Origin of the sequence: Pikeienuella sp. (assembly GCF_046290545.1) — a bacterium.
In the GTDB taxonomy this organism is placed as follows: domain Bacteria; phylum Pseudomonadota; class Alphaproteobacteria; order Rhodobacterales; family Rhodobacteraceae; genus Pikeienuella.
This window is the reverse complement of the sequence record NZ_JBKAGV010000017.1, coordinates 534093-559543: the sequence shown is the minus strand read 5'-3', so window position 1 is coordinate 559543 and position 25451 is coordinate 534093. Positions and strand designations below refer to the sequence as shown.

Sequence of the window (25451 nt, the reverse complement as noted above, 5' to 3'; positions counted from 1 at the left end):
CTTTCAGCGCTTCACGACGGCGGGCAGCAGCGCCGTCGGGGTCTTCGATGCGTCGCACATGTCGTTGTCCGGCGGGCGGACGCCGAAACGGAGGCCCGTCTCGTCCATCGCGATGAGGTCGTGATCCTCCGCGCAGACGGAGACGGGCTTCCAGGAGGCGCAGCCCGTCTCCGAGATGTCGGTCTCCAGGTTCACGGTCAGCGCGCAGTCTCCCATCCCCATCGCGGCGGCGAGCGCCGGATCCTCGGTGAGGAGAGTGACATGCTTCCAGTCTTCCGCGAAGACGGTGCGAAAGGCGCCGGGGACGGCGGGGCTCTCCCCCTTCACGTCGTATCCGCCGCCGGTGCGGAACTGGAACGTGCGAAGCGTCATTTCGGGATCGAGCGCATGAGTGAAGGTCAGGCTCCAGCGCCCGTCCCGGAACACGAATTCGCGCCAGCCGAAGCCCCCATACCAGGGCTCGGGCGCTGCGCTCTGCCAGGTGCCGGAGAGGGAGGCGAGCGCCGCCTGCGGCGCCTCCGCCTCCGCTCCGCCCGCAAAGGCGAGAAGGGCGAGGGGGATGAGGGTTCGTTTCATGATAGTCTCCCGTCGGATCGGCGCGGGCCGATCCCGCGCTCACCCCCATGACGGGCGGGGAGGGGCGGATTTTTACATGCGCCTCACAAAAAGCTCTGCGGGTCGATATCGATGGCGAGGCGCACGGCGGAGGGGATGCGGACGGAGGCGCGCCATTCCCGGAGCGCGGCCTGGAGCGGCGCGCCCTTCGGCGCCTTCACGAGAAGCCGGACGCGCGACCGGCCCCTGATCCGCGCGATGGGCGCCGGCGCGGGGCCGAAGAGCTCCGCCCCCGCCGCGCGGAGCGGCGCATCGGCCCGCGCCAGCGCGTTGGCGGCGGCGAAGACCTGCGCCTCGTCCCGCCCGGAGAGGATCACGCCGGCCATGCGCCCGAAGGGCGGCGCGCCGGCGGCGAGGCGCTCCGCCGCCAGCGCCTCCAGAAACCCCTCCGCATCGCCGGAGACGAGCGCGCGCATCACGGCGTGCTCCGGCGCGGCCGTCTGCACCAGCGCAAGGCCCGGCTTCTCCCGCCGCCCGGCCCGCCCGGCGACCTGGCTGACAAGCTGGAACGTGCGCTCCGCCGCGCGCAGGTCACCCCCCTTCAGGCCGAGATCGGCGTCGATCACGCCCACGAGGGTCAGGAGCGGGAAGTCATGCCCCTTGGCGACGATCTGCGTCCCGATCACGAGATCGGCGCCGCCGCGTGCGATCCGCTCGATCTCCGCCCGGAGCGCGCTGGCGGCGATGTCGGAAGAGAGCACGGCGATCCGGGCCTGCGGGAAGAGCGCCGCCGCCTCCTCCGCCAGCCGCTCCACCCCGGGGCCGATTGCGGCGAGCCGGTCCTCCCGCCCGCAGGAGGGACAGGCCTTGGGGATCGGCGCCTCATGTCCGCATTGATGGCAGAGGAGCCGGGCGCGGTAGCGATGCTCCACCATCCGCGCGTCGCAATGAGGACAGTCGAAGACATGGCCGCACGCGCGGCAGAGCGTCTGCGGGGCGTAGCCGCGGCGATTCAGGAAGAGGAGCGCCTGCTCCCCCGCCACGATGCGCTGCGCGACGGCGCGGGCGAGAGGCGGCGCGATCCAGCGGCCGGGGGGCGGTCCCTCCTCCCTGATGTCGATGAGCCGCATGGCCGGCGGCTCCGCCGCGCCGAAGCGTTCGGGGAGGTCGAGCCGCGCGTATTTGCCGGCGGCGGCGTTGGCCCAGGTCTCCAGCGAGGGCGTGGCGGAGGCGAGGACGACGGTCGCGCAGGAAAGCGAGGCGCGGAGCACCGCCATGTCCCGCGCATTGTAGAGCGCGCCGTCCTCCTGCTTGTAGGAGCCGTCATGCTCCTCATCCACCACGATGAGGCCGGGATCGGCGAAGGGGAGGAAAAGCGCGGAGCGCGCGCCGACGACGAGCCGCGCCTCCCCCCGCGCAGCCCCGACCCAGACGCGCCGCCGCTCCGCCCCCGTCACGCCCGAATGCCATTCGGCGGGCCGCGCGCCGAAGCGCGCCTCGACCCGCGCGATGAAGGCGGCGGTGAGCGCGATTTCGGGCAGGAGGATCAGGGCCTGCCGCCCGGCTTCGAGGCAGGCGGCGACGGCTTCGAGATAGACCTCCGTCTTGCCCGAGCCCGTCACGCCGTTGAGGAGGAAGGGCCGGAAGGCGCGGGCTTGCGCCGCTTCCGCCAGCGCGACCGCGGCCGCGCCCTGCGCGGGCGAGAGCGCCGGCGCGCCTTCGAGCCGCAGGGGCGCGAAGGGCCGCGCGCCGGGCCGCCGCTCTTCGACAAGCGCGCCCGCCTCCGCGAGGCCCTTCACGACCGATCCGGAGACGCCTGCGAAGGCGGAAAGCTCCGCCGCACTCATCGCGACGCCGGCCTCCGCCAGCGCCTCCAGCACCCGCTTGCGCGCGGGCGTCAGGCGTTCGGGCGGCGGGCCCGCGCGCCAGTAGCTCCGCATCGGCGGCTCCCGGTCGAGATCGGGGGCCCGCGTCGCGAGGCGGAGCATCGCGCCGAGCGGGGTGAGCGTGTAGTCGGAGGCGCGGGCGAGAAAGTCGCGGAAGGGCGCGGGCGCGGGCGGCAGGTCCAGCGCGCGGAGCACGGGCTTCAGTTTCTCCGGCGCTGCGTCCCCCTCCGCCGGCCCCCAGACGCAGCCGATCACCCGGTTCGGCCCCACCTCCACCTCGACGAAGGCGCCGGCCGGGAGCGCCATGCCCGGCGGCGCAAGATAGTCATAGGCGCGGTCCACCGGCAGCGGGGTCAGGACCGAGACGAGGGCTCCCCCGGCCCCGCTCACCGAATTCCCCGTGGCGGCGGGGAGCCCGCTCCGCTATGCTTGCGCGCGACAGGCAGGCCCCGAAGCCGCGGCAGGCGGCGGGGGCGGAGAGCGGAAGGACAGCGCATGAAATTCTTCGTGGACACCGCGGAGATCGAGGAGATTCGGGCCCTCGCCGAGACCGGGATGGTCGACGGCGTGACGACGAACCCCTCGCTCATCATGAAATCCGGGCGGAACATCCTCGAGGTGACGAAGGAGATCTGCGACCTCGTCCCCGGCCCGGTGAGCGCGGAGACGGTGGCGGCGGACGCGGAGGGGATGATCGCGGAGGGCCGGAAGCTCGCCGCCATCGCGCCCAACATCGCGGTGAAGGTGCCCCTGACCTGGGAGGGGCTGAAGGCCTGCAAGGCGCTGACGGACGAGGGGCGGATGGTAAACGTCACGCTCTGCTTCTCCGCCAATCAGGCGCTTCTGGCCGCGAAGGCGGGGGCGACCTTCATCTCCCCCTTCATCGGGCGGCTGGACGATATCGGCATGGACGGCATGGAGCTCATCCAGGAGATTCGCCAGATCTACGACAATTACCACTTCTCCACCGAGATCCTCGCCGCGTCCATCCGCACGGTGAACCATGTGAAGGCCGCCGCGCTGATCGGCGCCGACGTCATCACCGCTCCGCCTTCCGTCATCAAGGCGCTCGCGTCGCATCCGCTGACGGACAAGGGGCTCGACGCCTTCCTCAAGGACTGGGCCAAGACGGGCCAGACGATCCTTGGCTGAACCGCTGGAAAAACCGGGGCGCGACCTCCGGGCCGAGATCCTCGCCGACCCGGCGGTCGTGCTGGAGGATCGGGCCGTCATGCAGGCGCTGATCGAGGCGAACGCGCCGCCGGGCGGGCGCAAGGTCGTCGATCTCCGCGGCGCGCTCGTCTCCCGGCTCGAGGCGCGGCTCGACAAGCTGGAGACGACGCATCGCTCCGTCATCGCCGCGGCCTACGAAAACCTCGCCGGCGCGGCGCAGATCCAGCGCGCGGTGCTGCTGCTGCTCGAACAGAACCGTTTCGTCGATTTCCTGCGCGCGCTGACCGTGGAGACGCCGGACATGGTGGCGGTGGACCTCGCGCGGCTCTGCATCGAGACGGACGAGGCGGAGCCCGGCCCTGCGCCGGGGCTGACCGGGGAGCTGGGCGAGGCGCTGGTGATCCTGCCGCCGGGCGGCGTCTCCGCCTATCTCGCGCTCGGGCCGGGCGCCGGCAGGCGCGTCGCGCTCCGGGCGGCGACGGCGGAGGCTGAGGCGATCTTCGGCGACGCCGCCGGCGCGATCCGTTCGGAAGCGCTGGCGCCGCTCGACCTCGGGGACGGGCGGCGCGGCCTCCTCGTCTTCGGGGCGGAGGACCCGAGGCGCTTCACGCCCGACCAGGGGACGGACCTACTCGAATTCTTCAGCGGCGTGGTGGAGCGGGCGCTCCGCCGCTGGCTCGCGCCGGACGCATGACCGGCGGGGAGGCCGGCGCGCTTCTCGCCCGCTTCCTCGGGGGCATGGCGGGCGCGAAGGCGGCCTCTCCCCGCACGATAGACGCCTACCGGCGGGATGTGGGGCGCTATCTCGACTTCATGACCCTGCACCGGGGCGAGGCGGCGGGCCGCGAGGCCTTGGCCGGGATTACGCCGCGGGAGATGCGGGCCTGGCAGGCGCATCTCCTCGACGAAGGGCTTTCGCCCCGCTCCGCCGCTCGCGCGCTCTCGGCGGTCAAGTCCTTTCACCGCTGGCTCGGCGAGGCGGAAGGGGCGGAGGCCGCGGCGCCGCTCGCCGCCCGCGCGCCGAAGACGCCGAAGCGGCTGCCCCGGCCGGTGAGCGCCGAGGCGGCGCGGGCGCTCATCGCCCATGCCGGCGCGGCGCATCCCGAGCCCTGGATCGCGGCGCGGGACGCGGCGCTCCTCACACTCCTCTGGGGCGCGGGGCTCCGCATTTCCGAAGCGCTGGCCCTGAACCGGCGGGACGCACCGCTGCCGGAGACGCTCAGGATCGTCGGCAAGGGCGGCAAGCCGCGGATCGTGCCCGTGATCGGCGCCGCGCGGGCGACGGTGGACGAGTATCTCCGGCTCCTGCCGCTGGCGCCGGGGCCGGAGGCGCCGCTCTTCCTCGGCGCGCGGGGCGGGCGGCTCGACCCGTCGATGGCGCAGAAGACGATGGCGACGGCGCGCGCGGCGCTCGGCCTGCCCGCGACGGCGACGCCCCACGCGCTCCGCCATTCCTTCGCGACGCATCTTCTCTCCGCCGGGGGCGATCTCCGCTCCATCCAGGCGCTGCTCGGCCATGCTTCCCTCTCCACCACGCAGGTCTACACAGGGGTGGACGAGGCGCGGCTGATGGCGGCCTACGAGGCGGCGCATCCGCGCGGCGGCGCATGACCGCCCCGCTCGACGAGACCGACCGGCGGCTCCTCGCCGCGCTCCGCGCGGACGGGCGCGCCTCCGTCGCCGCGCTCTCGGCCTCGCTCGGCCTCGCGCGCGGGACGGTTCGGGCCCGGATCGAGGCGATGAAGGCGCGCGGCGTGATCCGGCGCTTCACCGTGGAGACGGATGCGGAGGAGGGGCCGGCGATCCGCGCCGTGATGTCGATCGAACTGAAGGGCTCGATGACGCGCTCCGTCATATCCGCCCTCTCCCGCATGCCGGAGATCACCGCTCTCCATACCACGAACGGCGCGTGGGACCTCGTGGCTGAGATCCGTGTCGCCTCGCTCCCGGAATTCGACCGGGTTCTGCGGGAAGTGCGGGCGGCGCCCGGCGTATCGAACAGCCAGACGAGCCTGCTGCTCGACAGGATTCGCGGGTAGGCGGTCGTTTCGCCTAATCGACTTCTCGTTTCGATCAACAAAGGCTGCAGATCGACCGAAAATCCCGCTTCAGATCGGCCGGCTTGCGTTTCTATCTTCCGGGCGAACAGTGGAGACCGACCATGACAGACATCGCCCTGATCGGCGTTCCGACCCATGCTGGCGCGGCGCAGCCCGGATGCCAGATGGGCCCCGAGGCCTATCGCGTCGCCGGCCTTGCGGAGACGCTTGCCTCGCTCGGGCATAGCGTGGCGGACCGTGGCGACATTCGGCCCGCTCCTGCGCAGGCGCGGGCGCATGAAAACCCGGCCGTCCGCAACCTCGCCGCCGTCTCTTCCTGGACCGCGGCGATCCAGGAAGCCGGGCGGGCGGAGCCGGGTTTTCCGGTCTTCCTCGGCGGCGACCACAGCCTCGCGGCCGGGACTGTTCCCGCCATGGCGGCGCGGGCGGCGGCGGAGGGTCGGCCGCTCTTCGTCCTATGGCTCGACGCGCATCCCGACCTTCACACGCCTGAGACGACGGAGAGTGGCAACCTCCACGGCGCGCCGATGGCCTATGCGACCGGGGCCGAGGGCTTCGCCGACTTTCCGCCCCTCCCGACGCGGGTTGAGCCGGCCAACGTCCTGATGATGGGGCTGAGGTCCGTGGATCGGGCGGAGAACGCGCGCATCGCAGAGGCGGGGTTCGAGGTGCGGGACATGCGGGCCATCGACGAGCACGGGATCGCCGCGCCGCTCCGCGCATTCCTCGCGCGCGTGGCGGCGGCCGGGGGGCGGCTGCATGTCAGCCTCGACGTCGATTTTCTCGACCCCGGCATCGCCCCCGCCGTCGGCACCACGGTTCCGGGCGGCGCGACATTCCGGGAGGCGCATCTCATCATGGAGATGGTGCATGACAGCGGCCTCGCCTCCTCGCTCGACCTCGTGGAGCTGAACCCGTTCCTGGACGAGCGCGGCAAGACCGCGCGGCTGATGGTCGATCTCGCCGCCTCGCTGATGGGGCGGAAGGTGCTGGACCGCATGACGAGGAGCTTCTGATGAAACCCGCCCCCTCCCGCCTCGCCATGGTGCCCTTCGTCTCCGTCGCCCACATGATGGAAATCGTCAACGGAATCGGCCCCGCTCAGGTGATGACGGAACTCGCCGATTACATCGAGGCGGATTTCCGCCGCTGGGAAAGCTTCGACAAGACGCCGCGCGTCGCCGCTCATTCCTCCGATGGCGTGATTGAACTGATGCCGACCTCGGATGGCGAGAACTACGGTTTCAAGTATGTCAACGGCCACCCGAAGAACATGCGGGAGGGATACCAGACGGTCACAGCCTTTGGCGTCCTGTCCAATGTGAACAATGGATATCCCATTCTGCTCACCGAGATGACCGTTCTGACTGCGCTACGCACAGCCGCGACTTCCGCCCTCGCGGCGAAGCATCTGGCGCCGAAGGATGCGCGGACGATGGCGATGATCGGGAACGGCGCGCAGTGCGAGTTCCAGGCGCTCGCCTTCCGGGCCCTGCTCGGAATCGATGAGGTGCGCCTCTATGACGTCGACGGGAAGGCGACGGAGAAGGCCGCGCGGAACCTCGCCGGCTCCGGCCTTCGCGTCGTCTCCTGCGCCTCCAAGGAGGAGGCGGTGACGGGGGCCGAGATCGTCACCACCTGCACGGCGGACAAGCAGAACGCCACGATCCTGACGGACAACATGGTCGGCGCCGGGGTCCACATAAACGCCATCGGGGGCGACTGCCCCGGCAAGACGGAGCTGCACCGGGACATTCTCCTCCGCTCCTCCATCTTCGTCGAGTATCCGCCGCAGACGCGGATCGAGGGGGAGATCCAGCAACTCGATCCCGACCATCCGGTCACCGAGCTCTGGGAGGTGATGACGGGCCGCGCGCCCGGCCGCCGCTCCGCCTCGGAGATCACGCTCTTCGACAGCGTGGGCTTCGCCATTGAGGATTTCTCGGCGCTCCGCTACATCCGTGACCAGCTGGAGCGGACCGGGGCTTATATCGAACTCGACATGCTGGCCGATCCGGACGACCCGCGGGACCTTTTCGGCATGGTCCGCCGCGCCGGCTGAAATCAGCTGCGGAGCCTCGCGCCCTCCGGGTCGAAGGCGGGCTGCGCGAGCACCCTTGCGCCATGCGCCCGGCCAAGGAGGAAGACGTCCACCTCGTCCCCCGGCCCGGCGGCGCCGGGAAGAAGGAACCCCATCGCCAGACTCTTGCCCGCGCTCCAGCCATAGGCTCCGGAGCTGACGCGGCCGGCGGGCTCGCCATTCTTGAGGAAGATCGCCTCGCCGCCGGTCGCGTCGGCCGTCGTCGCGTCGATCTCGAAAAGGGCCAGCGATTCGCGCGGCGCACGGCCCTTCGCGGCCTCCCAGGCTTCGCAGTTCAGGAACGCCTTCTCGCCGCGAACGAGGCCATCCAGCCCGACTTCGTGCGGCCAGAGTTCCGGCGAATAGTCCCTCCCCCAGCTGCCATAGCCCTTTTCGATCCGGAGCGAGCCGAGCGCCCGGGAGCCGACGGGCCCGACGCCGAGCGGGGCGCCCGCCTCCAGAAGCGCGCGCCAGAGCCGAAGCTGGTCCCGCGCTGCGCAGTGCAGCTCCCAGCCGAGATCGCCCGTGAAGGAGACGCGAAGCGCCGAGCATGCGATCCCGGCGACCGAGATGCGCCTCGCGCGGAAGAAGGGGAAGGCGGCGTTCGAGAGGTCTGCATCCGTCAATCCCAGCAGCAGCGCGCGGGAAAGCGGGCCTGCGACGGCGAAGCCGCAGGTCTCCTCCGTCACCGAACGAAAGGTCGTTCCTTCCGGCGGCGGAACCGCGTGCAAGAAGCGCTGGTGATAGCGCTCGGCCATGCCCGAGCCGGTGACGAGAAAGTCCTCCTCGCCGAGCCGCGCAATTGTGAAATCCCCGGCCACGCCGCCGCGGACCCCGATCAGAGGGGTCAGCGCCATCCGGCCCGGCGCCTTCGGCATGGCGTTCGCGAAGAGCGCGTCGAGCCAGGCCGCGGCGCCCGGCCCCTTCACCTCGTATTTTGCGAAGTTGGAGATGTCGATGATGCCGGCCCGTTCCCGCAGCATGCGGCATTCCCGGCCGACCGGCTCGTGCCAGTTCGCCCGCTCGTAGCCGTTCGTCTCTACGACTCCAGGGGCCTCCGCATACCAGAGCGGATGCTCCCAGCCGTAGTTGAGGCCGAAGACGGCGCCCGCCGCCTTCTGCGCCTCGAAGGCGGGGCGGGTGCGGACGGGTCGCCCCGCCGCCCGTTCCTCGTTCGGGAAATGGATCGAGAAGCGGCGTGCGTACTGGTCCGCCACACGCGCCTTCGTGAAGGCGGGGCCCGCCCAGTCTCCGAAGCGAGCAAGGTCCCAGGCGAAGAGGTCCATCGAAGGCTCGCCCTCGACAATCCATTCGGCCAGCAGCCGCCCGAGCCCGCCGGATTGTGAGAAGCCGGGGATGATCCCGCAGCAGCAATAGTAGTTGGAAAGCTCGGGGACCGGGCCGAACAGCGCCGCGCTGTCCGGGGACCAGATCATCGGCCCGTTCACCACGCGGCGGATTCCCGCCCGGCCGACCGCCGGCACGCGCGCGATGGCGCGCAGCATGTTGGGCTCGATCCGCTCCAGATCGTCGGGGAAAAGCTCGTGGCCAAAACCCTGCGGCGTGCCGTTCTCGGCCCAGAAGCGCATGTCCTGCTCATAGGCGCCGACGAGGAGGCCGCGGCCCTCTTGCCGGAGGTAATACTCCCCGTCCCGGTCCGCGACGGAGGGGAGCCGCCGCTCCATCTCCGCGATCTCCGGGATCGCCTCGGTGACGAAATACTGGTGTTCTGTAGGAATGAGCGGCAGGCGCAGGCCGGCGAGCGCCGCAACCTCCCGCGCCCAGAGCCCGGCGGCGTTCACGATCCGTCGCGCTCGGATTTCGCCCGCAGGCGTCTCGACGATCCAGCCGGAGCCATCGGGGCGCGTCGCCGTCACGGGCGTGAAGCGGCGAATCTCGGCGCCCATCGCCCGCGCGCCCGCTGCATAGGCCTGGGTGACGCCGGACGGGTCCACATTGCCGCCCGAAGGCTCGAACATGATGCAGCGGATTCCCGTGAAATCCACGAGCGGGTGCAGCCGCTCCGCCTCGTCCCGGCTCACCTCGTGGAAATCGAAGCCGTAGAGCCGCGCCTTCGCCGCCTGCAGCCGCAGCTGATGCTCCCGCGCCTCGGTCTGTGCGAGATAGAGCGAGCCCGGCTGGAAAACGCCGCAGCCCTGCCCCGTCTCGGCCTCGAGCGCCTTGTAGAGATCCATCGTGTAGTGCTGGAGCCGCGTTACGTTGGAGTTGTCATGCAGTCCGTGGATGTTCGCCGCCGCGTGCCAAGTGGAGCCGGAGGTCAGCTCGTCCCGCTCCAGCAGGATGGCGTCGGCCATGCCGAGCTTTGCGAGATGATAGAGGATCGAGCAGCCGACCACCCCGCCGCCGATAACGACGACTTCCGCTTCCGTCTTCATGCCCGGCTCCTCACCCTTGCCCGCCGATCTCGCCCGGCGAGCCGGGCGGGCGCGCGCCCGAATCCGGCGGGCGGCCCCGCTTAAGCGGCGCCCGGGCGCCCCGTGAGCCTGAAGCGGGCGCTCGGCGAGAGCGCGCCCTCCGCTTCCGCCCGCCCTTCGGAAACGAGTCCGAGAAGATGGGCGAAGACGTTCCGCGCGGCGGCGCCGTGCAGGCGCGGGTCCACGTCGGCGTAGATCTCGGTCGTCAGCGCCGCCGGCGTCGCCTCGCCCGCGGAAGCGAGCGCGGCGACGATCTGCGCCTCCCGCCCGCGCCGGTGGGCCGCCTGATGGGCGATCATCCCGACCGGGTCCTCAACCGCGTGCCCGTGGCCGGGCCAGAAGACGGCGTCTCCGCGCGCCGCCATGCGCGCGAGCGAGGCCATGAAGGCGGCCATGTCCCCCTCGGGCGGGGAAACGAGGGTCGTGGCCCAACCCATCACGAGATCGCCGGTGAAGACGCCGCCGCCCTCCCCTTCCAGCGCGAAGGCGAGGTGGTTGGAGAGATGGCCGGGCGTGTGGAGCGCGACGAGCCGCGCGCCGCCGAATTCGACCGTGTCGCCATCCCGCATAGTCTCGTCCGGGCAGAAGGCATGGTCGCCGCCCTCGCCGCCGCCGAACTCCGCGCCGCTGGCGGCGAGCGCCGCCATCTCGGCGCTCATGCCCGCGCCATGCGGGCCGAAGGCGAAGACGGGCGCGCCCGTCTCCGTCTTGAGGAGTGCGGCCCCGGGGCTGTGGTCGACATGGCTGTGGGTGACGAGGATCGCCGCCACCCGCTCCCCCCGGTCGAGGCTTTCGAGAATCGCGCGGGTCTGCGCCGGATCGGCCGGGCCCGGGTCGACCACCACCACCTCGCCTTCGCCGACAAGGTAGCTCTGCGTGCCGGTGAAGGTCATCGGCGAGGGATTGGGCGCCGTGACGCGCCGCACCTGTGGCGCCAGACGCACGGCGCGGCCGTATTCCGCGGCCGGGTCACGGTTGAAAGGGTCGGTCATCGTCGCTCCGCATTGCACCGCCGGGCGCGGCGCCCGATGAAGGACTTTCACGAGGCGGCCCATGATCTTCAAGCGATACATTCCGCGCAGCCTCTTCGGGCGCGCGCTGCTGATCTTCGTCCTGCCGGTGATCATCCTGCAGGCCGTGGTCGCCTATGTCTTCGTGCAGCGACATTTCGAGGGCGCGACGCGGCAGATGGCCGGCGTGGTCGCCAAGGAACTGAACTACGCCGTCGAGATCGTGGAGCGGACGGAAAGCCCTCTCGATGCGCAGGCGCGGCTCGATGAACTGGCGCAGCCGCTGGGCATGACCTTCGGCCTTGTCGAGGGTGCGATCGTGGAGCCGCGCGCGATTCGGGAGTTTTACGATGTCGCTGGCGGGGCCGTGGAGCAGGCCTTCAAGCGGGACGTGACGCGGCCGCTCGCGCTCGATCTTGTGTCCGATTCGCGCATGATCGACGCGCGCGTGCAGACGGCGAAGGGCGTGCTCCGCGCGTTGATCCCGCGTGACCGGATGATCGCCTCGAACCCGGAATACCTGCTCTTCTGGATGTTCGGCACCGCGGCCGGGCTCATGGCGGTCGCCGTGTTCTTCCTCCGTCGTCAGATCCAGCCGATCAGGCAGCTCGCCGCCGCGGCGGAGGCGTTCGGAAAGGGGCGGGATACGCCCTTCCGCCCGAGCGGGGCCGAGGAGGTGCGGAAGGCGGGCGTCGCCTTTCTCGACATGAAGGCGCGGCTCGAACGACAGATCGAGCAGCGGACGCGGATGCTCTCCGGCGTCAGCCATGACCTTCGTACGCCGCTGACGCGCATGAAGCTCGCACTCGCGATGCTCGATGATGCGGAGGATGTCGACGCGCTGCGGCGCGACGTGGACGAGATGGAGCGGATGCTGGGCGAGTTTCTCGCCTTCGCGCGCGGCGAGCAGGGCGAGGAGATGAGCCCGGTGGACCCGGCGCGCCTCGCCGAAGAAGTGGCGGCGGATGCGCGCCGGCGCGGAGCCGCCGTCACCGTGCTCGCCACGGTCGAGACGCCGGGCGACCCCACCGCGCCGATGCGGCGAATGGCGGTGAAGCGGGCGCTGGCCAATCTCGTCGGCAACGCCGCGGAATTCGGGCAGCGAATCGACATCTCGGTTCGGGTGACGCGGCGATTCGTGGATTTCGTGGTGGAAGATGACGGGCCGGGCATACCGGAGGCGGCGCGGGAGCTCGCCTTCCGCCCGTTCGAACGGCTGGACGCGGCGCGCAACCAGGACAAGGGCGGCGGGGTCGGCCTCGGCCTCTCGATCGCTCTCGACATCGCGCGGAGCCACGGAGGAGAGCTCTCGCTTCACGAGAGCGAGCGGCTTGGAGGGCTCAAGGCGCGGTTCCGGGCCCCGCGCTAGAGACGCCGTTGGCCAAACGAAAACGGGCGCCGGAGCGCCCGTTTCCTTGTTTCCTTCCCGCGCGATGGGCGCGGGCATGAAAAGCGATCAGGCCGCCTTGCGGCGGGACATGAAGCCAAGGCCCGCGACCGCGGAGATGAGAAGCAGCGCGGACGCCGGGAGCGGGATCGACTGAACGTTGAGGCTGATCTGCGTCGTCGAACCAGGGCCAGCGAGGAAGCCGAGGTTGAGCACCTGCGTGAGGCCGTTCACCGAATTGAGAGCGGTGGAAGCGGACATGAGAAACGAGGTGCTGTTCCCGATGGTGGCGATGGCCGTGACCACGCCGTCGGAGATCGTCGGCCCGGAGAAGCCGGAGCCAGCGACGTAGGTCTGGTTCGTCGCGGCGAAGTTCAGCTGCGGATTCGCGGCGGAAGCGCCCGTCCCCGTGAACTGGACCGCAAAGACATGCCGGTTGTTCGGGGGCGGCGTCAGCGTGAAGGTGAAGTGCAGATCGACCACGCCTGACACCGGGCCGGCGAACTCGAAAACGAATTCCGTGTCCGAGGCGATGTCGAAGGTTCCGCCGGGGATGAGGGTCGTCACGGCCTGAGCCGAGAGCGGGGCAGCAGCCGCGAGCGCAGCGGCGAGCCCCAGAGCCTTGAAGTTCATGTCGTTATCCCTTGCCAGGTTTAAGCCTACCGGTCGTGTGTCGACGGCACTCAGAGCAAACTACTGGCGATCCGAAGGGATAGCCCCACTTGAAGCGCGATGCTTACAGACATCGCCGCCTTCCACACAACACCCGACCGTATTGCCGGAAAATTTGATTAAACTCAAGTGCATTCACTCACGCCCCGGGGCGATCGTCGTTAACGCCGCAATTCTCGGCGGCCGCTTCTACCAGAAGGTGAACGATCATCACGACCATCCCGCGAAGGTCGCGCCGCGGCGCGTGACCCGGCCGAATCGTCGCTCGGAGGCTCACTTTCGCGTGAAAGCAGGCCGCCAACTGCCGGACCTCCGCATATGTGCTCATGGAGCCTTGCACCGTTCGTCAATTGTTGCAGGCGAAGTGTTGCGGTAACGTCTGGTCGCAAGTTGTAGTGCGGGCGCGTTTGATTGGGGCGGCATGGCCCGAGGTGGTGGAGCGGATGGCGTCTCTTGATGAGGAACTGAAGGTCGGACCCGCGGTGCGACGGGCCGGTTTCGCCGGACCCGCGCTGTTCCTGCTTGCAGCAGGCACGGCGATCGCGGTCTTCTGGTACGGCTTCTTCGCGCTCTTCGCCGCGTGGACCCTGCCGGAATACAGCCACGGCCCGCTGATTCCGCTTCTTTCCCTTTATCTCTTCCTCCGCCAGCTCCGGGCCGCGCCGCCGGCGCCGGCTGTCGTGAACGACCGATGGCCCGGCGTATGGCTGCTCGTCTTCACGCTCGCTCTCGGCATCCTCGGCAATGTCGCGCGGATCCCGGACATCGTGACCTATGCGATGATTCTGTGGTTCTACGCGGTTCTGCTGATCGGCTTCGGCGCGCGCTATGGCGCGCAGTTCTGGCCGCCGGTCCTGCATCTCGTGTTCATGCTGCCGCTGCCTTCCTTCATCTACTGGAAGCTCTCGATCACCCTCCAGTTCATCTCTTCAGAAATCGGCGTGTGGCTGATCCGGCTGCTCGGGATCCCCGTCTTTCTCGACGGGAACATCATCGACCTCGGGGTCTACAAGCTGCACGTGGCGGAGGCATGCTCGGGCCTCCGGTATCTCTTCCCGGTGATGAGCTTCTCCTACATCTTCGCGGTGCTCTATCAGGGGCCGACCTGGCACAAGGCGGTGCTGCTCCTCTCCGCCGCGCCGATCACCGTGCTGATGAACTCGTTCAGGATCGGCGTGATTGGCGTCATGGTCGACAATTACGGCATCGAGCATGCGGAGGGCTTCCTCCACTTCTTCGAGGGCTGGGTGATCTTCATCTCCTGCGTGCTGATCCTCTTCGGGCTCGCGCGGCTGATGCAGCGGCTGGCCGGTGATCGCCGGCCGCTTTCCGAGGCGCTGGACCTCGAATTCACCGGGATCGGCGAGCAGATGGGCCGCATCCTGAAGATCGGCGCATCGCAGGCGATGCTCGCGGCCGCGATCCTTACCGCAGGCGCCGCCGCCGCCTGGCATCTTTCCCCCGACCGGGAGGTTGTGAGCCCGCGCCGCGACGGGCTCGTGCTCTTTCCGCGCACGCTGGGGGAATGGCGCTCCGGCCCGGCGGAGATTCTGGACCCGAACATCGAGCGCGTTCTCGGCGCGGACGACTATCACGCCGTCACCTTCTCCTCGCCGGAGGAGCGCGCGCCGGTGGATCTCTTCATCGCCTACTACAACCGGCAGACTGAGGGCAGCGGGATACACTCTCCCGAAGTCTGCATTCCGGCCGGCGGGTGGGAGATGTCGCGCATCCAGCAGACGGAGGCGCAACTTACGGACGGCCGGACGGTGCCGGTGAACCGCGCCGTGATCCAGAAGGGGTTGAGCCAACAGCTTGTCTACTACTGGTTCGACGGGCGCGGCCGGCGCATGACGAGCGATTACGTCGCCAAGGGCATGACGCTCCTCGACGCCGTGACCCGCGGGCGGACGGACGGCTCGCTTGTTCGGGTCATCACGCCGATCATCCCGGGCGAGCCGGAAGGCGAGGCGGACAGGCGGCTGAGGGCCCTGATGGACGAACTTGTGGACGTTCTGCCGAGGTTTGTCCCCAATTGACGCATGCGGCGCTGAAACAAGGCGATGTGAGCCTCTTTGCACACAAATTCTTGACACCATGTGATATGTAGAAGGCGCAGAAGGCGTGACGGCCAGCGCCTCTGTGGGCGGCTGTTCTGACGGCAAGGAGGAGCGTGCGATGGCAGGCGACCAAAATGCAGTGATGTACGAGTCGTTCTTCGGCCTGTCCGAACGTCCGTTCCTCACCTTGCCGGATCCGGACTTCCTGTTCTGGTCCGACAATCACATCATGGCGTTCACCATGCTCCGGTATGGCGTGATGACGCGGGCTCCGATCACCGTCATCACCGGCGACGTGGGCGCCGGGAAGACCACGCTTCTGCGCAAGCTCCTGCGCGAGTTGCCCGAGGATGTCACGACCGGCCTGATCTCGAATATGCAGGATGGGCGCGGCGAGCTCCTCCACTGGGTCATGATGGCGCTCGACCAGCCCTTCGACGCGAACGAACCCTATGTCGCGCTTTTCAAGCGCTTCCAGGACTTCGTCATCGAGGCCTACGCGCAAAAGAGAAGGGTGCTGCTGATCTTCGACGAGGCGCAGAATCTCGGCGTCCGGTCGCTCGAAGAGTTGCGGATGCTCTCGAACATCAACTCCGAGAAGGACGAGCTGCTCCAGCTGATTCTCGTCGGCCAGCCGGAGCTGCGCGACCTGATCGCGCGGCCGGAGCTGCGCCAGTTTTCCCAGCGCATCAGCTCGGACTTCAATCTCGGCCCCCTCTCCAAGGCGGAGACGGTCAAGTACATCCGGAAGCGGCTCGCCATCGCCGGCGCGACGGAGGAGATATTCCCGACCCGAACCTGCGAGCTGATCCACGATGCGACGCTCGGGGTGCCGCGGCTCGTCAACATCCTCTGCGATTTCTGCCTGCTCTATGGCTATTCGGCCGAGAGCCGGGTTATCGGTGAGGAGCTTCTGAACGAGTTTCTGGAAAGCGCGAAACTGCGCGGGATATACAATCAGTTTTCGGCTCCGCGAACTACTCCGAAGCTGGTCAGCGAAAAGTAACGCTGCGGCGCCACCTTCGACGTCGCGGCGAGCATGACGCAGAGACCTGCGAAGCGAACGACATGCAACGGCCTGAGAGGCAAAGACGATGTCACTGACGAACATCCTCGCTGCGTTGAAGCGCCGCGCGTGGATCATAGCGCTGTTCTTCGTCACGATCGCGCCGCTGGGCGTCGGCATCGCCTATATCCTGCCGCCGGTCTATTCCGCCAACGCCCGGATCATCGTCGAGAGCCAGCAGATCCCCGATGAACTGGCGCAGTCCACCGTGACCGCCTCTGCGCAGGAGCGGCTCCAGTTTCTCCAGCAGATTCTGCTGACACGGCAAAACCTGATCGCGATCGTGGAGAAGCATAACCTCTATTCCGAGAATCCCCACGCCTCGATGTCGAACAAGATCGACGCTTTGCGCCGGAGCGTCACCCTGTCCGACTTCAACGCCGGGCCGGTTTCCCGGCGCACCGGCCCGGCGATCGTGGGCCTCAACCTCACCTTCCGGAGCAACCGGCCGGTGGTCGCCGCGGCGGTGGCCAACGAGTTCGTAACGCTCGTTCTGGAACTCAACCTGCGCCAGCGCACGGAGCGGGCGACGGAGACGGTGGCGTTCTTCTCGGCCGAAACGAACCGGCTGTCGCAGGCGCTGGTCGCGCTCGAAGCCGAGATCATCGCCTTCAAGCGTGAGAACGCGGATTCATTGCCGGAGGCTGCAGAGTTCCGCCGGTCGCAAATCACATCGCTTGAAAACACCGCGTTCAATCTCGAACAGGAGCTCGCAGCGCTCACCAGCCAGCGGCAGGAAGCGCTCTTTGCGCTCGATCAGGGACTCATCGGCGCTGACACCGCCCAAGCGTCCCCGCAGCAGCAGCAGATCAATGCGCTGCGCAACACACTTATCCAGCAGCGCAGCATGCTTGCGGCGAGCCATCCGCAGATCCGGGCGCTGGAGGCGCGCATCGCGGCGCTCGAGCAGGAGATGGCGCAGGTCTCTCCGACGACGGGGGAGGTTCTGGACGTCGGAATGCTGCAGAAGCGGCAGGCGCAACGGCAGATCGAACGGCTGGAGGAGCAGATCGCTTCGATCGAATTGCGGTCCAGGACAGTGGCGGCGGAGATCGATGCGGTCCGGCAGGCGATCGAGCGGGCCCCTGAGGTCGAGATCGAGCTGAAGGCGCTCGAACGACAGTTCAGCGGCCTGCAGGCGGAACTGGGGAACGCGCAGGCGAAACGGGCCGCCGCCGCAACGGGCGAAAAGCTCGAGGTCAACCAGCAGGCGGAGCGATTCGTGGTGCTGGAGCAGGCGCAGGTTCCGTCCCGCCCGGACTCTCCAAACCGCCCCATCATTGCGGGAGCGGGCGTCGGCGCCTCGCTCGCACTCGGGATCGGCCTTGTGGTCCTGCTCGAACTGATGAACAAGTCGATCCGCACGGCTGCGGACCTGAACGCACGTGTCGGACTTCGCCCGATCGTCGTCGTCCCCTATATCCACACCCGACGGGAACGGCGGATCCGCCTGGCGCGGATCGCCGCCGTTCTCGGGGTTTTGGCGATCGGGGCGCCGTTACTGCTCTACCTGATCGACACGCACTACCTGCCGCTTGAGCTTCTGGCGGACAAGGTCATGACGATGAGCGGCCTGGACAAATTGTTCCGGCTGATCGAACAGCGCCTCTGACTCCGGCGCATCGGGTGGAGGCCCGGACAGATGGTCGAGAGACTGAAACACGCCATCGAGAAGGCCCGCGCCCTGCGCGAGGCGGACGCCTTCCCCGCTGCGCGCCCGCAGCCGGCCGCACAAGCCCCGCCCTCGGCGACGGCCCCTGCGCAGCAGGACGCGGCCGTGCGGCGCGGGCGGCCGACGCCCGAGGATCAACTCTGGGCATCGCTGAAGGAGATCCGCCTCCGGCAGCCGCTCGTCGCGAACCGGCGCATCGTCACGCATGACAAGTCAGACCCCGCGCATATCGCCTTCGATGTGCTCAGAACGCGAATGATCAAGGCGTTCAGGGACAACGGCTGGAACCGCGTCGCGGTAACCTCGCCCCGGAAGGGTTGCGGGAAGACGCTCGTCGCCGCCAACCTCGCGCTCAGCTTCGCGCGCCAACCCGACCTGCGGACGCTCTTGCTCGACATGGACCTGAAGTCGCCCGAGCTGACGCGGACCTTCGCGCCCGAGGGCGCACAGCCGATTTCGTGGTTTCTGTCCGGACGGAGCCCGCTCGAGAGCGCCATCGTCCGCTATGGCGAGAACCTCGCCATCGGCCTCAATGGAGAGCGCGTGCGGGATTCCGCCGAGCTCATCCATGACGAAAAGACAGGGAAGGTTCTTTCCTCAATGATGACGCGGATGAAGCCGGACGTGGTGATCTGCGACCTGCCGCCGATGCTCGTGAGCGACGACGCCATGGCGTTCCTATCCTATGTCGACTGCGTCATCCTTGTCGCCGCCGCCGGCCAGACAACGGCGAAGGAGATCGAGGATTGCGAGCGCATGTTCACGGGCCACACGAATTTCCTTGGCGTGATCCTGAACAAGGCGGAAGTGGGCATGACACGCGAAGGTTACGAATATGTCTGAGGGCCGGGCCAGGAACTAGCCCGCGGCGCGATGCAGACCGCGCGCTGCGTTCCCCTGACAGAATGAGGTGCTTGCCATGAAATTCAGACGTTCCGGCCCCCTTCGAGTCGCCCTCACACTCGCCGCAGGGCTTGCTCTTGCAGGCTGTGACAGCGCGGAGGACCGCCTTGCGCGCCATCTCGCCAACGCCGAGGAGCATCTCGCGGCCGGCGCTCCAGAGAAGGCGACGCTCGAACTGCGCAACGCGCTTTCTCTCGACGCGAACAACGTCAAGGCCCACATGGGCATGGCGACGATCTATGAGGGACAGCGCAATTTCCCCGCCATGCTCGCGCATCTGAACAAGGTGCTGGAGTCGGATCCGACCAATGTCGACGCCCTCGTCAAGGTCGGCCAGATGATGATGCTGGGCAACCGCCTCGACGAGGCGTTGACCAACGCCAACGAGGCCCTCGCCGCGGCGCCGCAGGATGTGGCGGCGATGGTGCTCAAGGCCGGCGTTTCACTCCGCCTCGGCAACTTCGCCAACGCCGTAGAACTCGCCCAAGCGGCGATCGCGCTCGATCCGGACAACCCGACTGCCCATGCCGTGCTGATCGGCGAGCGGCTCCAGGCGGGCGACGCTGCGGGGGCGCGGGCTATCGCGGACGACATCACCACGCGCGCGCCGGAGGATCTCGGCGTGGCTCTGGTCAAGCTCCAGATCGTCGAGCAGGAAGGCGACGAAGAGGCGCTGATCGCCTACATGCGGGAGATGGTGAGCCGCTTCCCGGATCAGGTCGTGCTGCGCCGCGGGCTTGCCCAGTTGCACATCCGCCGCGACGAGTTCGACCTGGCCGAGGCCGAGCTTCGCGCCATCGCCGAAGCCGCGCCGGACGATCCGCAGCCCGCGCTGGCGGTCGTTCAGTTTCTCAACAGCGTCTCCGGAATCGACGCCGCGCGCGCCGAGCTTGCGTCGCTCGTCGAATCCCGGGCGGACAAGGCGCCGTTCGAAATTGCGCTGGCCGAGCTCGACTATGCCGTGGGGGCGAAGGACGAGGCGAAGGCCCGGCTGGAGAGCATGATCGAACGGGAGGCGGCGAATGCGGACGTAGCGAATTCGATCCGGCTCATTCTGGCCCGGCAGTTCCTGCGAGACGAGAAGCGCGAGGACGCGCTCGCGCTGGTGCAGACCGTGCTGGAGGCGGACGCGGCGAATGTGGACGCGCTCGCGATCCGCTCCGCGCTGCGCTATGACGCCGGAGAGTATGACGCGGCGCTGCTCGACGCGCGCGCAGCGCTCGCCTCCGCGCCCGACAACGCCCAGCTTCTGCTTCTCTCCGGCAGGACCAACATGCGCGCCGGCAATGCCGATCTCGCCGGCGAGAACTTCGCGAGCGCGATGCGCGCCTCGGGTTATGCGCCCGAGGTCACGATGGAATACGTTTCCTATCTCCGGCTTCGCCAGCGGAGCGACGCGATCCTCACGGTCCTGGCCGAGGCGGTGGCGAGGCATCCCTCGGACGAAACGCTCTTGACGGAACTCGCCGCCGCGCAGCTGCGCGCAGGCGACTGGGTGGGCGCGGAGGAGACCTCGAACAGGCTCGCCAGCGTCGACAAGGACACCGCGCAGCGCGTGCGCGCCGCTTCGCTCACGGGGCGGGAGCGGTTCGACGAAAGCCTGGCGTTGCTCGGCGAACTGGCCGAGGGCGGCGAGGGGCAGGATTCGACGCTCGCCTCCATCATTCAGGTCTATGCCCGCGCGGGGCGGATCGACGAGGCTCGGACATTCCTCAACGATGTGCTGACGGAGAACCCGGCCAACGCCCGCGCGCTCCTGCTGCGCGGATTCCTCTCCGCTTCGGAAGACGATCTCGAGGCGGCGGAAGCCGATTACCGGGCGGCTGTGGCTGCGGATCCGACCGACCCGGCGGCCGCTCTGACCCTTGCGCGGGTGCTCATGTCGAAGGGCGACGAGGCGGCGGCGATCGCCGCAGCGGAAGAGGCCATCGCCACGGTCTCATCCACCGGCATGTTGCGGCTCTTCATTGGCGGTATTCACGAAGGCGCGCGGCGCTTCGACGAGGCCATCGCACAATACCGTGCGATGTTCGAGGAACAGCCGACTTCCCTCGTGGCCGCGAACAACCTCGCCAGCCTGCTAACGGAGCACAAGTCGGACGACCCTGAGGCGATCGCCGAGGCGGCGCGGATCAGCGTCGTGCTCAGGAACATCGAAGTTCCCGCGTTCCAGGACACCTTTGGCTGGGTCCAGCACCTCAACGGCGACAGCGAGCTTGCGCTTCGCCACCTGATTCCCGCTGCGGATGGACTGCCCGACAATCCCTATGTCCGCTACCATATCGGTGCGGTCTACGCGGCGCTGGGTGACGCCGCTGCGGCGCGCCCGCATCTGGAGGCCGCGGTGGCTACGGGGCCGGAGGGCTTCTCCCGCTACGAGGCGGCAAGAGGCGTGCTCGAAGGGTTGCCGCCGGCGCAGTAAGGCTCAGGCGTCGCCGTTCAGGAAGGCGTGGAGGCTTTCGGCCATCGTGCGCGAAATGCCTTCCACCGCCATAAGGTCAGAGACGCCCGCACGCGCCACCGCCTTGGCCGAGCCGAAATGGGCGAGGAGCGCGCGTTTCCGCGCCGGGCCGATCCCCGGCGCCTCGTCGAGCGGGGTCTTCCCGATGGCCGCAGCGCGCTTCGCGCGGTGTGCGCCGATGGCGAAGCGGTGCGCCTCGTCCCTCAGCCGCTGGACGAAATAGAGCACCGGATCCCGATGCGGCAGGGCGAAGGGGCGCGCGCCGCCCGGCCGGTGGAACTCCTCCTTGCCAGCGTCCCTATCCAGACCCTTGGCGACGCCGACAAGCGGCACGTCGGCGGCCCCGAGCGCGGCAAGCGCCTCGGCCGCAGCGGAGACCTGCCCGGCGCCGCCGTCGATCAGGACAAGATCGGGCCAGTCCGCGCCCTCCCGGTCCGCATCCTCCTTGAGAAGGCGCTTGAAGCGGCGGGTGAGCACTTCCTTCATCATGCCGAAATCGTCTCCCGGCGTCAGCTCCTCGCCGCGGATGTTGAACTTGCGATACGACTTGCGGTCGAACCCTTCCGACCCCGCGACGATCAACGCGCCGACGGCGTGCGCGCCCTGTATGTGGCTGTTGTCGTAGACCTCTATCCGACGCGGCGGCGCCTCCAGGCCTAAGGCCTCGGCGAGGCCCGCAAGCAGCTTGCCCTGCGCCGCGCCCTCCGCCATGCGCCGCGCGAGCGCCTCGCGCGCATTCGTCAGCGCATGATCGACGAGGAGGCGCTTCTCCCCGCGCGCCGGCCGTGCGAGCGTGACCTTGCGGCCCGCCGCTGCGGAAAGCGCGGCGGCGACGAGGTCCGCATCCTCCGGCTCGTGGCTCGTGAGGATCAGCCGCGCCGGCATCTTGCCGCCATAGAACTGGGCCAGGAAGGCGGCGAGGATCTCCTCCTCAGGCACATGTGCGCCGGCGCGGGGGAAATAGGCGCGGTTGCCCCAGTTCTGGTGGCTGCGGAAGAAGAAGACCTGGACGCAGGCCTGCCCGCCTTCGGCGTGGACGGCGACGACATCGGCCTCCTCGACCGTTTCCGGATTGACGCCCTGCGCTTGCTGGACGCGGGTCAACGCGGCGATGCGATCACGGTAGATCGCCGCCTGCTCGAACTCCATCGCGGCGGACGCCGCGCGCATCCGGTCGGCCAGCTCTTCCTGGACCGAGGTCGAGCGCCCCTCCAGAAAGCGCTCCGCATCTTCGACGAGCGCGGCGTAGCCCGCCTCGTCGATCAACCCGGCGCAGGGAGCGGCGCAGCGCTTGATCTGGTGGAGGAGGCAGGGGCGCGTCCGGCTCTCGAACACGGAGTCGGAGCAGGTGCGAAGCAGGAACGCCTTCTGCAACTGGTTCAGCGTCCGGTTCACGGCGCCCGCAGAGGCGAAGGGGCCGAAATATCGCCCCTTGCGCGCACGCGCGCCGCGATGCTTCGCGATCTGCGGATAGGCATGGTCCCCCGTCAGGAGGATGTGCGGGAAGCTCTTGTCGTCCCGCAGTATGACATTGTAGCGCGGCTTAAGCTGCTTGATGAGGTTCGCCTCGAGCAGCAGCGCCTCCATCTCCGTCGGCGTCGTTACGAACATCATCGAGGCCGTCGCCTCGATCATCCGCTGGATGCGCGGAGAGTTGCCCTGCAAGCGCGCATAGTTCGAGACGCGGGCGCGGAGCGAACGCGCCTTCCCCACATAGAGCACCTCCCCCTTCGCGCCGAGCATGCGGTAGACGCCCGGCCGCGCCGGCAGGGACGAAAGGTACGACCGGATCACCTCCGCCCCGGTCTCTCGCCCGAGGCGCGCCTGCTCCTCTTCGAAGCCGGCTGCGGCCTTGCCTCCTGCGGTTTCTTCAGACACGGGCTGATCAACCTCCGGCAGAAATTCGTGCGCGGGATCCGCATCTCATGCGCGAATCTCCCCCGAGTTCCGGCTGCCTCAAATCGGGAACCGGTTCAACGGTTTTCCTGTCCACCAAACCTGTGGATAAGTCTGTCGATGAAATCGGAGTCAGCGGGATTCTTAATGGAATCATAACGGTTTTGTCACCATGCCTATTTTTTGGGCGTCAACTGTAAGATATTGTTTTCAATGCCACTTTTCAATGTCGACTCTGTCGCAAAAGGGCCGTTCCGCTTGCCGGCGGCGAATCGTACGGCCTACGCCGTCGAGTGGAAAACATGAAAAGTCCACCCCGCACTGCAGCTCCGAAGGCGCCTCAGCGACACTCGCCAACTCACTCGACTCCAAGAACATCCGGGGTTTCCCAGGCGAGATGCTGCCCGCCGTCCAGCGCGAGCATCTGGCCGGTGAAGGCGGGGGTTGCGAGAATGAAGCGGAGCGCCGCGGCGATCTCATCCGGGCCCGCGCCGCGGGCGAGCGGCGTCGCCGCCCGTTGCGCGGCGAAGTGTCCGGCGCTCTGCCGCGCGCCCTGCAATGTCGGCCCCGGCCCGATGGCCGCAACCCGGATGTCGGGCGCGAGGCCCTGCGCCGCCATGCGGGTGAAGGCCCAGAGCGCATGTTTCGCGACGCTGTACGACAGGAACATCGGCGTCGGCTTCAGCACGCGCTGGTCGATCATGTTGACGACAACGGCGCGCGCCTCAGGCTCCCCGGCCGCGTCAGGCGCCGCCTTCGGCGCCTGGGCCGCGAAGAGCTGGGTCAACCGGACCGGAGCGCGGAGATTGCTCTCGATCGCCCGATCCCAGCTCGCGCGCGTTGCGCTCGCCATGTCGTCGAACTCGAAGATCGACGCGTTGTTGACAAGGCAGGTCAGAGGCCGGCCCAGCGCCGCGGCTGCAGCGGGAAGGAGCGCGTCCGTCTCCGCCTCCTCGGTGAGGTCGGCGCGAAGGGGCGCGACGCGGCGACCGAGCGCGCGGATCGCCTCCGCCGTCTCCTCCGCCTCCGGCTGAGAGCCGAGCCAGCTGAAGGCGACATCCCATCCGTCCGCGGCCAGGGCGAGCGCCATAGCGCGCCCGAGCCGCTTTGCCCCGCCCGTCACCAACGCCGCGCCCGGACTCATGCCCCTCTCCCTCAGCTGCCCTTCACATCCTCGGGCCGAGCGCGAGGACGCAATAGACGACATAGGCCGTCAGGAAGGCGAGTCCCGCGAGACGAGCAACCGGGAGGCGCAGCGCGATGAAGGGAAGGAGCAGGAGGGAAGAGGCGAGCATGATCCAGAGATCGAGTTCAAGGAAGCCGGCGGGGGTCGGCAGCGGGCCGACGAGCGCGGCGACGCCAAACACAGCGAGAATGTTGAAGATGTTGGAGCCGACGACATTTCCGACGGCGACATCGGCCTGACGTCGCACCGCAGCCATCACGGTGGTCGCCAGTTCCGGAAGCGAGGTTCCGACAGCGACAAGGGTGAGGCCGATCGCCGCCTCGGAGACGCCGAAGGCGAGCGCGGCGCCCCTTGCGCCCTCGATGAGGAGATGCGCGCCCAATGGCAGAAACACCACGCCGCCGAGGATACAGGCCGCGACCACGAGCGGCCGCATGTGTTCGTCTCCCTCCTCCAGCTCGATCTCGATCCGCCCCGCCTTTCCGAGGCGGTACGCGTCATAGATCATGAAGGCGAGCAGGACGAGGAAGAGAAGCCCGGTCCAGAAGAACACGCCGCCGAGGAAGAAACAGGCCGCAATGAGAAGAAGCGAAGCGCCGATCATCACGACGAAGTTTCGCATCACTCCCTTCTGACTGACGAGGATCGGCGAGATCAGCGCCGGAACGCCCATGATAAGAAGGATGTTGGCAATGTTCGAACCGACGATGTTTCCGAAAACGAGGCCTGTGGCCCCGTCGAGCGTCGCCTGGACGGAGACCAGCATCTCCGGCGCCGACGTGCCGAACGCGACCACGGTAAGGCTGACGACGAGCGCCGGCACCCCGAGCCGGAGGCTGAGCGCCACCGCCCCGCGCACCAGCGCGTCGCCCGCGAAGACGAGCAGCGCAAGACCGGCGGCGACGAGGGCGAGGTCTGTCAGCATGGCGAAGGGCTCACTGGTTGAAGC

The 25451-nt window shown here is 68.6% G+C and carries 20 protein-coding genes; 12 read left to right on the top strand and 8 right to left on the bottom strand.

Annotated features, from left to right (window positions below; translation table 11 throughout):
• Positions 1 to 3: 3 nt before the first annotated feature.
• Entirely contained in the window at positions 4 to 576 is a 573-nt protein-coding gene (locus tag ACE37J_RS19230) for a hypothetical protein (RefSeq protein ID WP_409714437.1), read from the bottom strand.
• A gap of 83 nt (positions 577 to 659) precedes the next feature.
• On the bottom strand, positions 660 to 2831 hold the full coding sequence (locus ACE37J_RS19225; RefSeq protein ID WP_409714434.1) for a primosomal protein N': 2172 nt from the start codon (positions 2829 to 2831) through the stop codon (positions 660 to 662).
• A gap of 105 nt (positions 2832 to 2936) precedes the next feature.
• Between ACE37J_RS19225 and fsa the strand changes: the two genes are divergently transcribed.
• The 6 genes from fsa (at position 2937) to ACE37J_RS19195 (ending at position 7736) form a co-directional block, all read left to right on the top strand.
• A complete protein-coding gene (fsa, locus tag ACE37J_RS19220; RefSeq protein ID WP_409714431.1) occupies positions 2937 to 3593 on the top strand; it encodes a fructose-6-phosphate aldolase in 657 nt (218 codons plus the stop codon).
• Positions 3586 to 4308: a DUF484 family protein gene (locus tag ACE37J_RS19215; RefSeq protein WP_409714428.1), complete on the top strand. Its 723-nt coding sequence runs from the start codon at positions 3586 to 3588 to the stop codon at positions 4306 to 4308. The genes fsa and ACE37J_RS19215 overlap by 8 nt, the downstream gene beginning before the upstream one ends.
• The gene (locus ACE37J_RS19210) at positions 4305 to 5225 is read left to right on the top strand and encodes a tyrosine recombinase XerC (RefSeq protein WP_409714425.1); all 921 of its coding nucleotides are present in this window, start codon (positions 4305 to 4307) and stop codon (positions 5223 to 5225) included. Before ACE37J_RS19215 ends, ACE37J_RS19210 begins: the two co-directional genes overlap by 4 nt.
• Positions 5222 to 5653, top strand: a complete 432-nt coding sequence (locus tag ACE37J_RS19205; RefSeq protein ID WP_409714422.1) for an Lrp/AsnC family transcriptional regulator — start codon at positions 5222 to 5224, stop codon at positions 5651 to 5653. Before ACE37J_RS19210 ends, ACE37J_RS19205 begins: the two co-directional genes overlap by 4 nt.
• A 122-nt stretch (positions 5654 to 5775) precedes the next feature.
• Positions 5776 to 6690 (top strand): arginase, encoded by a 915-nt coding sequence (gene rocF / locus ACE37J_RS19200; RefSeq protein ID WP_409714419.1) that lies wholly within the window; start codon positions 5776 to 5778, stop codon positions 6688 to 6690.
• Positions 6690 to 7736 (top strand): ornithine cyclodeaminase, encoded by a 1047-nt coding sequence (locus ACE37J_RS19195; protein ID WP_409714416.1) that lies wholly within the window; start codon positions 6690 to 6692, stop codon positions 7734 to 7736. Before rocF ends, ACE37J_RS19195 begins: the two co-directional genes overlap by 1 nt.
• Positions 7737 to 7738: 2 nt before the next feature.
• Here the strand turns inward: ACE37J_RS19195 and ACE37J_RS19190 are convergent, their stop codons facing one another.
• Positions 7739 to 10150 (bottom strand): FAD-dependent oxidoreductase, encoded by a 2412-nt coding sequence (locus ACE37J_RS19190; protein WP_409714413.1) that lies wholly within the window; start codon positions 10148 to 10150, stop codon positions 7739 to 7741.
• Between the two features lie 80 nt (positions 10151 to 10230).
• Positions 10231 to 11181 (bottom strand): MBL fold metallo-hydrolase, encoded by a 951-nt coding sequence (locus ACE37J_RS19185; RefSeq protein WP_409714410.1) that lies wholly within the window; start codon positions 11179 to 11181, stop codon positions 10231 to 10233.
• 61 nt (positions 11182 to 11242) lie between these two features.
• Here ACE37J_RS19185 and ACE37J_RS19180 point away from each other — a divergent pair, with 61 nt between their 5' ends.
• On the top strand, positions 11243 to 12568 hold the full coding sequence (locus ACE37J_RS19180; protein ID WP_409714407.1) for an ATP-binding protein: 1326 nt from the start codon (positions 11243 to 11245) through the stop codon (positions 12566 to 12568).
• Between the two features lie 87 nt (positions 12569 to 12655).
• On the opposite strand, the gene ACE37J_RS19175 is transcribed toward ACE37J_RS19180, so the two are convergent.
• Complete coding sequence (locus ACE37J_RS19175; protein ID WP_409714404.1) at positions 12656 to 13219, bottom strand: VPLPA-CTERM sorting domain-containing protein; 564 nt, start codon at positions 13217 to 13219, stop codon at positions 12656 to 12658.
• Between the two features lie 482 nt (positions 13220 to 13701).
• On the opposite strand from ACE37J_RS19175, the gene xrtD reads away from it, so the two are divergent.
• From xrtD to ACE37J_RS19150, 5 genes are all read left to right on the top strand, one after another.
• Positions 13702 to 15297: a VPLPA-CTERM-specific exosortase XrtD gene (gene xrtD, locus ACE37J_RS19170; RefSeq protein WP_409714401.1), complete on the top strand. Its 1596-nt coding sequence runs from the start codon at positions 13702 to 13704 to the stop codon at positions 15295 to 15297.
• A 139-nt stretch (positions 15298 to 15436) separates the two neighbouring features.
• Positions 15437 to 16324, top strand: coding sequence for an ExeA family protein (locus tag ACE37J_RS19165; protein ID WP_409714398.1), 888 nt, complete (start codon positions 15437 to 15439; stop codon positions 16322 to 16324).
• Positions 16325 to 16412: 88 nt separating this feature from the next.
• Positions 16413 to 17996 carry a GumC family protein gene (locus ACE37J_RS19160; RefSeq protein WP_409714395.1) on the top strand — a complete coding sequence of 528 codons (1584 nt, stop codon included), beginning with the start codon at positions 16413 to 16415 and terminating at the stop codon, positions 17994 to 17996.
• 30 nt (positions 17997 to 18026) lie between these two features.
• Positions 18027 to 18899, top strand: a complete 873-nt coding sequence (locus ACE37J_RS19155) for a CpsD/CapB family tyrosine-protein kinase (RefSeq protein ID WP_409714392.1) — start codon at positions 18027 to 18029, stop codon at positions 18897 to 18899.
• Positions 18900 to 18975: 76 nt separating this feature from the next.
• Entirely contained in the window at positions 18976 to 21381 is a 2406-nt protein-coding gene (locus tag ACE37J_RS19150) for a tetratricopeptide repeat protein (RefSeq protein WP_409714389.1), read from the top strand.
• 3 nt (positions 21382 to 21384) lie between these two features.
• Here the strand turns inward: ACE37J_RS19150 and uvrC are convergent, their stop codons facing one another.
• The 3 genes from uvrC to ACE37J_RS19135 all read right to left on the bottom strand — a co-directional run bounded on the left by uvrC (position 21385) and on the right by ACE37J_RS19135 (position 25427).
• Positions 21385 to 23214 carry an excinuclease ABC subunit UvrC gene (uvrC, locus tag ACE37J_RS19145; protein WP_409715484.1) on the bottom strand — a complete coding sequence of 610 codons (1830 nt, stop codon included), beginning with the start codon at positions 23212 to 23214 and terminating at the stop codon, positions 21385 to 21387.
• Positions 23215 to 23674: 460 nt separating this feature from the next.
• Entirely contained in the window at positions 23675 to 24460 is a 786-nt protein-coding gene (locus ACE37J_RS19140) for an SDR family oxidoreductase (protein WP_409714386.1), read from the bottom strand.
• A 22-nt stretch (positions 24461 to 24482) separates the two neighbouring features.
• Positions 24483 to 25427: a calcium/sodium antiporter gene (locus ACE37J_RS19135; protein WP_409714383.1), complete on the bottom strand. Its 945-nt coding sequence runs from the start codon at positions 25425 to 25427 to the stop codon at positions 24483 to 24485.
• Positions 25428 to 25451: the final 24 nt, after the last annotated feature.

What these genes read in the sequence shown, in the direction of transcription:
- xrtD (WP_409714401.1), top strand. Translation starts at nt 13,702, where the DNA reads ATGGCGTCTCTTGATGAGGAACTGAAGGTCGGACCCGCGGTGCGACGG.
- ACE37J_RS19195 (WP_409714416.1), top strand. Translation starts at nt 6,690, where the DNA reads ATGAAACCCGCCCCCTCCCGCCTCGCCATGGTGCCCTTCGTCTCCGTC.
- ACE37J_RS19135 (WP_409714383.1), bottom strand. Translation starts at nt 25,427, where the DNA reads ATGCTGACAGACCTCGCCCTCGTCGCCGCCGGTCTTGCGCTGCTCGTC.
- ACE37J_RS19190 (WP_409714413.1), bottom strand. Translation starts at nt 10,150, where the DNA reads ATGAAGACGGAAGCGGAAGTCGTCGTTATCGGCGGCGGGGTGGTCGGC.
- ACE37J_RS19205 (WP_409714422.1), top strand. Translation starts at nt 5,222, where the DNA reads ATGACCGCCCCGCTCGACGAGACCGACCGGCGGCTCCTCGCCGCGCTC.
- rocF (WP_409714419.1), top strand. Translation starts at nt 5,776, where the DNA reads ATGACAGACATCGCCCTGATCGGCGTTCCGACCCATGCTGGCGCGGCG.
- ACE37J_RS19155 (WP_409714392.1), top strand. Translation starts at nt 18,027, where the DNA reads ATGGTCGAGAGACTGAAACACGCCATCGAGAAGGCCCGCGCCCTGCGC.
- ACE37J_RS19140 (WP_409714386.1), bottom strand. Translation starts at nt 24,460, where the DNA reads ATGAGTCCGGGCGCGGCGTTGGTGACGGGCGGGGCAAAGCGGCTCGGG.
- ACE37J_RS19230 (WP_409714437.1), bottom strand. Translation starts at nt 576, where the DNA reads ATGAAACGAACCCTCATCCCCCTCGCCCTTCTCGCCTTTGCGGGCGGA.
- fsa (WP_409714431.1), top strand. Translation starts at nt 2,937, where the DNA reads ATGAAATTCTTCGTGGACACCGCGGAGATCGAGGAGATTCGGGCCCTC.
- ACE37J_RS19180 (WP_409714407.1), top strand. Translation starts at nt 11,243, where the DNA reads ATGATCTTCAAGCGATACATTCCGCGCAGCCTCTTCGGGCGCGCGCTG.
- ACE37J_RS19160 (WP_409714395.1), top strand. Translation starts at nt 16,413, where the DNA reads ATGTCACTGACGAACATCCTCGCTGCGTTGAAGCGCCGCGCGTGGATC.
- ACE37J_RS19210 (WP_409714425.1), top strand. Translation starts at nt 4,305, where the DNA reads ATGACCGGCGGGGAGGCCGGCGCGCTTCTCGCCCGCTTCCTCGGGGGC.
- ACE37J_RS19175 (WP_409714404.1), bottom strand. Translation starts at nt 13,219, where the DNA reads ATGAACTTCAAGGCTCTGGGGCTCGCCGCTGCGCTCGCGGCTGCTGCC.
- ACE37J_RS19165 (WP_409714398.1), top strand. Translation starts at nt 15,437, where the DNA reads ATGGCAGGCGACCAAAATGCAGTGATGTACGAGTCGTTCTTCGGCCTG.
- ACE37J_RS19185 (WP_409714410.1), bottom strand. Translation starts at nt 11,181, where the DNA reads ATGACCGACCCTTTCAACCGTGACCCGGCCGCGGAATACGGCCGCGCC.
- ACE37J_RS19150 (WP_409714389.1), top strand. Translation starts at nt 18,976, where the DNA reads ATGAAATTCAGACGTTCCGGCCCCCTTCGAGTCGCCCTCACACTCGCC.